8 protein-coding genes and 1 tRNA gene are annotated in these 9,140 nt (G+C 66.8%); 8 read left to right on the forward strand and 1 reads right to left on the reverse strand.

All coding sequences use genetic code 11. From position 1 onward, the window contains the following. Positions 1-74: 74 nt before the first annotated feature. The 5 genes from AC08OV_RS20860 to AC08OV_RS20880 all read left to right on the forward strand — a co-directional run bounded on the left by AC08OV_RS20860 (position 75) and on the right by AC08OV_RS20880 (position 4,462). Positions 75-1,442, forward strand: a complete 1,368-nt coding sequence (locus AC08OV_RS20860; protein WP_476616081.1) for a hemolysin family protein — start codon at positions 75-77, stop codon at positions 1,440-1,442. Position 1,443: 1 nt separating this feature from the next. Continuing rightward, positions 1,444-2,481 carry a CNNM domain-containing protein gene (locus AC08OV_RS20865; RefSeq protein WP_476594033.1) on the forward strand — a complete coding sequence of 346 codons (1,038 nt, stop codon included), beginning with the start codon at positions 1,444-1,446 and terminating at the stop codon, positions 2,479-2,481. Positions 2,482-2,626: 145 nt separating this feature from the next. After that, positions 2,627-3,082: a tellurite resistance TerB family protein gene (locus AC08OV_RS20870; protein WP_476616080.1), complete on the forward strand. Its 456-nt coding sequence runs from the start codon at positions 2,627-2,629 to the stop codon at positions 3,080-3,082. A 276-nt stretch (positions 3,083-3,358) separates the two neighbouring features. Further along, positions 3,359-3,432 (forward strand) — tRNA-Leu (locus AC08OV_RS20875). Between the two features lie 82 nt (positions 3,433-3,514). After that, the gene (locus AC08OV_RS20880) at positions 3,515-4,462 is read left to right on the forward strand and encodes a tyrosine-type recombinase/integrase (protein ID WP_476620160.1); all 948 of its coding nucleotides are present in this window, start codon (positions 3,515-3,517) and stop codon (positions 4,460-4,462) included. Between the two features lie 37 nt (positions 4,463-4,499). Here AC08OV_RS20880 and AC08OV_RS20885 read toward each other — a convergent pair whose 3' ends face one another. Next, the gene (locus tag AC08OV_RS20885; RefSeq protein ID WP_476615830.1) at positions 4,500-4,994 is read right to left on the reverse strand and encodes a very short patch repair endonuclease; all 495 of its coding nucleotides are present in this window, start codon (positions 4,992-4,994) and stop codon (positions 4,500-4,502) included. Between the two features lie 76 nt (positions 4,995-5,070). Here AC08OV_RS20885 and AC08OV_RS20890 point away from each other — a divergent pair, with 76 nt between their 5' ends. From AC08OV_RS20890 to AC08OV_RS20900, 3 genes are all read left to right on the forward strand, one after another. Next, positions 5,071-6,402, forward strand: a complete 1,332-nt coding sequence (locus AC08OV_RS20890; protein WP_476615829.1) for a DNA cytosine methyltransferase — start codon at positions 5,071-5,073, stop codon at positions 6,400-6,402. 278 nt (positions 6,403-6,680) lie between these two features. Then, the gene (locus tag AC08OV_RS20895; protein ID WP_476615828.1) at positions 6,681-7,574 is read left to right on the forward strand and encodes a PDDEXK family nuclease; all 894 of its coding nucleotides are present in this window, start codon (positions 6,681-6,683) and stop codon (positions 7,572-7,574) included. A 303-nt stretch (positions 7,575-7,877) separates the two neighbouring features. Further along, positions 7,878-9,068, forward strand: a complete 1,191-nt coding sequence (locus AC08OV_RS20900; RefSeq protein WP_476620161.1) for an ISAs1 family transposase — start codon at positions 7,878-7,880, stop codon at positions 9,066-9,068. The last annotated feature ends 72 nt before the right edge of the window (positions 9,069-9,140 follow it).

Genomic DNA, 9,140 nt, shown 5'->3' on the forward strand with positions numbered 1-9,140 from the left:
TCCGCGACGTGTGGAAGGTGGAGGATGGCGGAGGCGGCTGAGCCGCACAGACCCGGGAGCCGGGGGCGACAACGATGGTGACGGCGCTGTCACTGCTGCTCGGTCTCCTGATAGTGCTGGTCATCACTGTGGCGACCGGCTACTTCGTCGCCCAGGAGTTCGCCTATATGGCGGTCGACCGGTCCCGGTTGAACGCGGCGGCGGCAGCCGGCGACGCCGCGGCGCGACGGGCGTTGAAGGTGACCGGACGTACCTCGTTCATGCTCTCGGGTGCCCAGCTCGGGATCACGGTGACCGGTCTGCTGGTCGGGTACGTCGCCGAGCCGCTGATCGGCAGCGCGCTGGGCGACGTGGCCTCGGGTGCCGGTTTGTCGACGGCCATCGGCGTCGCGCTCGGTACCGTGCTGGCGCTGGCGTTCTCCACCTTCGTTCAGATGGTCTTCGGTGAGTTGTTCCCGAAGAACCTCGCGATCGCCCGGCCGGAGCCGGTGGCACGCAGGCTCGCCTGGTCGACGCTGCTCTACCTGAAGGTCTTTGGCTGGCTGGTCTGGGTGTTCGACCAGTCGTCCAACCTGCTGCTCCGTCTGCTCGGCATCCAGCCGGTCCAAGACGTCGAGCACGCCGCCTCAGCACGCGATCTTGAGCACATCGTGGCCGAGTCGCGGGAGCGGGGTGACCTGCCCGCGGATCTCTCGCTGATGTTGGACCGCATCCTGGACTTCCCGCACCGCGACGTGGAGCACGCGATGATCCCCCGCTCGCAGGTGGACGTCGTTGAGCAGGACCGCCCCGTGGGCGAGGTCAGGGTGCTGATGAGCGCTGGGCACTCCCGGTACCCGGTCGTCGACGACGACGGGCGGGTTACCGGGATCGTCCAGCTTCTTGACGTGATGGACGCGCCCGACGATGCCCCGGCCCGCGAGCTCGTCCGGCCGGCTCTCGTGATCTCGACGCTGATGCCGCTACCTGCCGCCCTCGCCGAGATGGCGAGGAAGAAGGTACAGTTCGCTTGCGTCGTGGACGAATTCGGCGGCTTCGCCGGGATCCTGACCATCGAGGACCTGGCCGAGGAGTTCGTAGGGGAGATCACCGACGAGCACGACGCCGCCGCCGCGTTCGAGGGAGCCAACCCGATCGGCGACGGAGCGTGGCTGGTACCGGGCAGCTTCCACATCGACGAGGTCGAACGCACGCTCGGGCATCAGATGCCTCCGGGCGACTACGAGACGATCGCCGGTCTGGTGATCTCCGCTCACGGCGCGCTGCCCAAGACCGGGACCGTTGTCGACGTCACGCTGCCCCCGGACCCAGGGGAGCTCGCGCTGTACGACGAGGCGCCGCGGCGGGTGCTGCGCGCCATCGTGATGGATGTCGACAACCACGTGCCCGCGGCGATCCGGCTGGAGCTGCTCGACGAGCCGGTCCGCGATCGGGAGGACTGACGTGGACAACCCCTGGGTCGTTGCTCTCTGCACGGTCGCGATCATCGGGCTGAGTGCGTTCTTCGTGGCGGTCGAGTTCGCCCTGCTCGCCGCGAAGCGACACCGGTTCGAAGACGCGGCCAGCCGCAGCCGCGCGGCCCGCGCCGCGCTGCGCAGCTCCGGCGAGCTGACGGTGCTCCTGGCCGGCGCCCAGCTGGGGATCACGGTCTGCACGCTCGCACTCGGCGCGATCACCAAGCCGGCCGTACACCACTGGCTGAAGCCCGCGATCGAGGACCTCGGCGCCCCGACCTGGTTCGCCGGCGCCGGCAGTTTCGTGCTCGCGCTGGTGATCGTCACGTTCCTGCACCTCGTCGTGGGCGAGATGGCCCCGAAGTCGTGGGCGATCGCGCACCCGGAGAAGTCCGCGATCCTGCTCGCCCTGCCGATGCGGGGCTTCATGTGGGCGACGAGGCCGGTTCTGCGGGCGCTGAACAGCGCGGCGAACTGGTGCCTGCACCGCGTCGGTGTCGAGGCCACCGACCACCTCGTCTCCCGTCAGAACCCCGCGGCACTGCGCCACCTCGTCGAGCACTCCGCGAACGTCGGCGCGCTCGACGAAAGCTACGCCGCGCCGCTCACCGGCGCGCTCGACCTGCGGAACCTGCGGGTGCGCGACCTGGTCGCGCCAGGCCGGGCGTTGGCGGCCGTGGAGCCGGACGCGACTGTCGGCAACGTGCAGGCCGCCAGCCGGACCTCCAGCCACCTGCGGATTCTGGTTCGGCGGGGCGGAACCGACTGGGGCGTCGTCCACGTGCGCGACACCCTCGCCCTGGGCGCCGCCGAGCCGATCCGTGACCTGACCAGGCCGGCGTTCCGGCTCGACGGCGACACGCCGCTGCACACGGCCCTCGCCCAGATGCGCGAGACCCGCAACCAGCTCGCCGTCGTCCTCGACGACGCCACCACTCTCGGTGTGGTCACCCTCGACGACGTGCTGCGCCGGCTCCTGCCGCTCGACACTCCGACACCCGCGCTGACGGGCGGGCAGGCGAGATGAACCGAGCCACACCGCCCTTCCGGAAACGGACATCGTCCGTTCCCGGCCGCCGTCGCACGAGTTCTGATACGACACAGATGGTCACTGTCCGCGCTCGGGGCCGGAGGGCCTCGACGCCTGTCATTGAGAAAGGTCAGGGAGCACGATGCCGATCTGGGACCGCCTGCGCGCCTCCACGCAGACGATGCAGGGCCAGCTCACCGCGAAGAAGAACGAGCTCAAAAGCGGCGCTTTCCGGGACGCCAGCATGGCGATGTGCGCGCTCGTCGCGGCCGCCGACGGGCACATCGACCCCTCCGAACGGCAGCGCGTCGCCTCCCTGATCGCGACGAACGACGTGCTGACCAACTTCCCGTCCGACGACCTGCACCGTCGGTTCGACGGCTACCTGGCCAAGATCCAGCAGGACTTCGCCCTCGGGAAGGTCTCCGTCCTCCAGGAGATCGGGAAGGTGAAGAAGAAGCCGACCGAGGCCCGCGCCGTCATCCAGATCGGCATCGTCATTGGCGGCGCCGACGGAGACTTCGACAAGAGCGAGCAGGCCGTCGTTCGCGAGGCGTGCTTCGCGGTCGGCCTCAGCCCCGAAGAGTTCGACCTGTAACGACGCACCACCGAGCCGGCCGAGGCCCCTACATGGCAGCGCGAAGCCGGCTACCTCGGACCGGCCGGCAACCTGCAGTGTCGGTCGGCTGCGTCCGGACCTCCGCCGTGGCCGTCCATGCCCGACCTTGACGAGCTGACAGCAGGCGGTCACATAAGCCCGAGGCATCGCGGCCTTCGCCGTAAGGGCCGGCCAGCGCGTAGCGGAGAGTTAATCTTGGCGCGACGTCCTTGGTCGAACGCCGCGCGGCGGACGGTCCGTCACCAGTGTCCGCGCAGGTCGGCGACGGTCCGTCCTGGACCGTCCGCCGCAAAAGCGGAAGGTCGGCGGTTCGACCCCGCCCCTGCCCACAAACCCCCTCTGACGTGCGGAAACGCCAGCAGTGCGGATCCATCATCGGTCGCACACCGCTGGAACAGAGGAAAACTTTCGATGACGGCTTCCCGGCCCCGGCAGCCCAAGACCTTGATCGCCGACCCGTTCCAGCCCGTGATCAACTCCTTCCGGCTCCACCTGAGCGCCGAAGGCAAGTCCCCCAAGACCATCCGCACGTACGTCGAGGCGGCGCAGTGGTTCGCCGCGGCGCACCTGCTCGCGCGCACCTCCCACACCGACTGGGAGGACGTGACCGCGGACGACGTCCGCGCGTGGCTGGTCTACCTTCTTGATCAGTACTCGGACAGCTACCCCAACAACCAGTACCGGGCCCTGCAGCAGTTCTTCAAGTGGCACGCGGACGAAGAAGAGGTCGACAACCCGATGGGCCGGCTCAAGCCGCCCAAGGTCGCAGAGAAGGTCGTCCCGGTGTTCACCGAGGAGGAGCTGAACCTCCTGTCGAAGACCTGCCGGGGCAAGACGTTCGTCGACCGCCGGGACCAGTCGATCATCGAGCTGTTCAAGGCGACCGGGATCCGGCTCTCGGAGATGGCCGGCATCTGCTACGACCCGGAGCACCCCGAGCGCGGTGACATCGACCTGGAGCGCCGCGAACTGCGCGTCACGGGCAAGGGCCGCGAGGAACGGATGGTCAAGTTCGGCTACAACGCCGCACGGGCCATCGACCGGTACCTGAGGCTGCGCGGGAAACACGCCTACGCGCACAGCCCGAAGCTGTGGCTCGGGATCAACAACCGCCAGCCGATGACCGCGAACGGCATCTACCAGATGATCTCCCGTCGCGGCGACGAAGCAGGCGTCGTGGTCCACCCGCACAAGTTCCGGCACCACTTCTCCCACTCGTGGCTCGACAAGGGCGGCAACGAGGGCGACCTGATGGAGCTGAACGGCTGGACGTCCCCGCAGATGCTCCGCCGCTACGGCGCCAGCGCCCGCAACGTCCGCGCTCGCCGCACCTATGATCGGATCATGAACGGCGAGTAGGGCGACCGAGTCCCCTGATGGCGGCGGCCCGGAAGAGTTACGACTCCTCCGGGCCGCCGCCGCATGTCTGATCTCTCGCAGCCATGGCGCCGGAAGTGGCGACAGCGTGGCCGTCCTTGCCGCTGACAGTGGCAAGGACTCGACGCGCCGCGTCGGCCGGGCTGGCTCGGATCTCGCACTCCCACAGCCGCACGACCGTCCATCCTGCCTGGCGAGCACGTTCCGACGCACGGGCATCGCGCTCCCGGTTGCGCTGCAGCTTCGCCGCCCAGAGCGGTGCGTTCGGACCGCTGAACGTCGTCCGGCCATGTATCGGACAGCCATGCCAGAAGTCACCGTCCACCCACACGGCGACCCTCCGGCCAGGGAGAACAAGATCGGGGTTGCAGCCCACGGCGAGGCTACGTCTCAGCCGGAACCTGGCACCAGCGGCGTGCAGGGCGCGGCGCAGCAGCATCTCCGGTTCGGTGTCGCTGTTACGTCGGCCCCGGAGGCCAGCGGCTGCCGACGTCGAGACCCACCTTTCGGGCACGCCGCAATCCTTCCACCAGCCTTCTGGGCTGTCCTGTCGGCCCCATCCGCTACGTTCCTCCTCAGAGGAGGCCGCGATGGAGAGCACCGAGAGTGCAGCCCTGCCCAGGGATGCACTGCCAAGCACGCTGGCTGGGGCCGGGCAGCGTGCCGGCACTGCCGGATCGTTCAGCGCTGTCGATCTTTTCGCGGGCGCTGGCGGTGCGTCGGCCGGCCTAGTGGCCGCGGGGGCCGATCTACGGCTTGCAGCCGAGATCGACCCTGACTATGCCTCGACTCACCAGGCCAACTTGCCGGCCTCTGTGCTAGTCGGAGACTTGCGTAACGTTGACAGCGAAAAGATCGCATATGCGGCCGATGTCGCGCAGGGAGAGCTTTCACTCCTGTTCGCGGGCCCGCCCTGTCAAGGTTTTTCAATCATGGGATCACGGGTCATATGGGATGAGCGCAACAACCTCTTCCTGGAGGTTCTGCGGACCGCGAAAGATCTGCAGCCGAAGTGCGTCGTGATCGAGAATGTTCCAGGGCTGGTGACGCTGGCCGGTGGAGCCTATCTACGCTCGATTCTGCAAGGGTTGTCCGACATCGGATACGCGTCCGGGTGCGCCGAGATGCTGGCAGCCCAATATGGGGCCCCTCAGATGCGCTGGAGATTGGTCATCATCGCCTGGCGTAAAGACCTCGGCATACCTGCTGGTCACGGCTTCCCGGCCCCGACCCACGGCGGGAACATCGGCGACCTTCTCCCGAACTGCACTATCACTGCGGCGCAGTCCTCTCGTTTCCTGACTACCCGGGACGCCATCGCCGATCTACCGAAGGTTGAAGCAGGAGAACAGAACGACCAGTACATCGGGCCGCCAACGACCGCCTATCAGCGAGAAATGCGCGGCGACCTGACTGATGAGCTGTGGAATCACTACGCGGCCAAGTTGTCTGAGTCTAATCTAGCCCGAATCGCACATCTAAAGCCGGGTGAGGACTGGCGTGACCTCCCATTCGAGCTACTTCCGGCAGGAATGCAGCGAGCACTCCGTAAGGACCATACTCGCCGGTATCGTCGAATGTCCTGGGATGGCGTGCCGCGTACGATCGTTACTCGCTTCCGTGATCCAAAAACTGGCGAGTACACCCACCCGGAGCAGAATCGAACGATTACCATCCGAGAGGCGGCAAGAATTCAGGGCTTTCCGGATAGTTTCGTATTCCTCGGCAGTCGGTCAAGCCAGTATGACCAGGTCGGGAACGCAGTGCCGGTGCAGTTGGCTAGGAGTATTGCCGAGGAGGTCGGTCGTTGCCTTGCCGGTAAACCAACACATCGGCTTGACAGCCCTTTCCGACGTCGTCCGGTTTCCTTCCTTGGTCCGCATGGAGACCTGCTTCCTACGCTAACCGACAGCGCCGCATGATGGCCGAGGGCTTTCTTCCGCTAACGTCAGCACCAAGTCGGCGACCCCATTTGGCCGAGTGGCACGGCCACAGGGTATTCCCAATTGTGGCGGCACACGAGGAAGCGATCCGGGACCAGCGGCAGCGCCGTTGCCCGTTTCTATCTGACGTCCTCGGAAGCAACCAGAACTGTGTCAAGTTAGCGAATAGTCAGGGCGTCTGTTCGATTAGTGCCGAAAGTAACGGCCACCGCCAAGACTGGCTAGTGTGCCCCTACAGGGCTTTGGATGACACGCTAGTGGAAACCATGACTAGGCGTTTGTTCTCCGTGGAAGACGGGAGGCCGGTAGCTATCCAACCGGTCCTGACGCTATCCGAAGAAGGCGTCAGAAAACTCCTCGGGGACGGCAGCGGGACCCGGGTTTTCTGTTACTTTCAGGAGAAGCTCGGAGGTGAAATCGGTCTTTCGCGGACCACTGCCTCGCCTGAGCTATCATTTGATATCACGCTGGTTGAACTTTTGCTGTCGGACGACGGCGCCCGGGTCTGTCTCGGACGTTACGGCGTGATTGAGCTGCAGACCACCGACACTCATGGCAGTTACAAGCATGCGGTCTCCGCGCTGCGTGGCGCACTCGATCTTCACCCGTCTGACTTCCCCGCCCAGGTGGCTGCAAATCAGGAGTGGGCGGGCAGAAAAGTCGAAGGTCCCAATATCTCGAATGTTTTCAAGCGGACTTTCTACCAGGTTTCCTTCAAGTTTCAGGTAACGAAAAGGGAAACATCCGTGGGTTGTGTCCTTGCCATCCCACAACCCGTGTGGGACTCCTGGCAGCCATTCCTTGGTAAGCCGGACCTGCACCAACAGGCTGATGGGACCTGGCGCCTCCTCGACGACCAGAATACCGCACCAGCGGACTGGATCTACGTATTTGACATCGCGGAGGAACCGGCAGACAACGGGGCACCCGCACCGATCGAGATCAAACTTGTGATCGGGACGGACGCATCGACACTCAGTCGCGCGGCACTCGACGTTGCCCCTGCCAGAGCTATCGAGAACTCGGTTGGCAACGACGCGGTTCTTGTTTCCCTGGGTAGCAGACTACGCAAGTATCTGCCCAGCCTCCTTGCCGTTCAGCCTTCTTCGGTGACCCCTGTCTCGCCGACGTCTGCTGGCAGCGATTCCTGACGTCCAGGGCTCCGGCACGTTCGCGCTTTGGTGTGATCGTGGCCGTGCGTCCTGGGTGGCGCTGATCGCGTGATCGATCCAGGTGTTCGTTGTTCTGGCCTGCTGGGCGGTGCCCTGGCCGGTTCTGTCAGCTGAGGTCCCGGTCCGCCCGGAGTTGGCTGGTGGGGTCCCGGTATGCCCTGATCGGGCGGGCGCGGGGGTCGGCGGGCGGACACGGCCAGGTCACGCGTCGCTGAGAAGAAGACAGGCACGGCGCCTGTAGATCACGGAGGTGTCTAACGTCTTCGTGGTCCGGGAGCGCACGTGCCTGTGGGGGCATTGTCGCGTGACGCGGCCGGTGTGGTGGGAGCCGGCGCGGTGTCGCGTGAGGGAATCTGGCAGCGGCTGCACGCGATGGGCGAGCACCGGGGCCGACGTGGGCGGGTCTACCCGCTGGCGGTGCTGGCGGCGGTGTGGCGGTGCGCGCTGACCGCGGCGGGCCATGACCGGGTCACCGCCGTGATCGAATGGCTCGCCGGCACCACGGAGGAGGAACGGCGCCGGCTGCGGCTGCCGTACGACCCGTTTGACGGCTACCGGCTGCCGAGCGAGTCGACGATCCGCCGGTTCCTCAACGACACCGACGACGCGCGGCTCGCCCGCGCACTGCTCGATCCGCCGCTGGCCGACCCGGCCCCGCCGAAGCCGGCGTCACCCGAGGCGGCGGGAGAAGCGGTGCGGGCGGTCTACGCACTGGATGGGAAGACCAGCCGCGGCGCGAAGCGCGCCGACGGGCGGCAGGTCCAACTGGTCGGGGTCGCCGACCAGGCGACCGGCCGGCTGGTCAACCAGCACGAGGTGGACTCGAAGAGCAATGAGACGAAGGCGTTCCGCCCTGTCCTCGAGCCCCTCGACCTTGCCTGCGACCTGTTGACCTTCGACGCTCTGCATACCGTGCGCGACCATCTCGACTGGCTGGTCACCGACAAGAAGGCCCATTACCTTGCGGTCGTGAAGGGCAACCAGCCAACGCTGCGCGCGTTCCTGGCCGCGTTGCCGTGGGCGGACGTCCCGGTCGCCGACACCACCCACGACCATGGCCACGGCCGTGACGAGACCCGCACGCTGAAGGCCGCGACCGTCGAGCACGCCGAGTTCCCGCACGCTCGCCAGGCCGTCCGGATCCAGCGCTGGCGCCGGGAGAAGGGCAGGAAACCCAGCCGGGAGACGGTCTACGGCATCACGGATCTGGCCTTCGAGCAGGCCTCGGCCGGGTTCCTCGCCGACACCGCCCGCGGCCAGTGGATCATCGAGAACCGTCAGCACCACGTCCGTGACGTCACTTTCGGTGAGGACGCGAGCCGGAGCCGGACCCGCCGCGGCCCGGCCAACCTCGCGATCTTCCGCGCCACTGTCGCGCACGCGGTCCGTGCCGCGGGCCACCGCTACGTTCCGGCCGGGCGCCGGGCCTGCAAGACCGCCACCGCCGCGCTCGACCTGCACGGCTTTCCCTGACGATACGGACATCCAGGCCGTCCCGTCGGCGCGCGGACGAGCCGGTCATAACGCGAACGTGCCGGAGCCCTG

This window comes from Frankia sp. CeTa3Moorea, assembly GCF_978021225.1.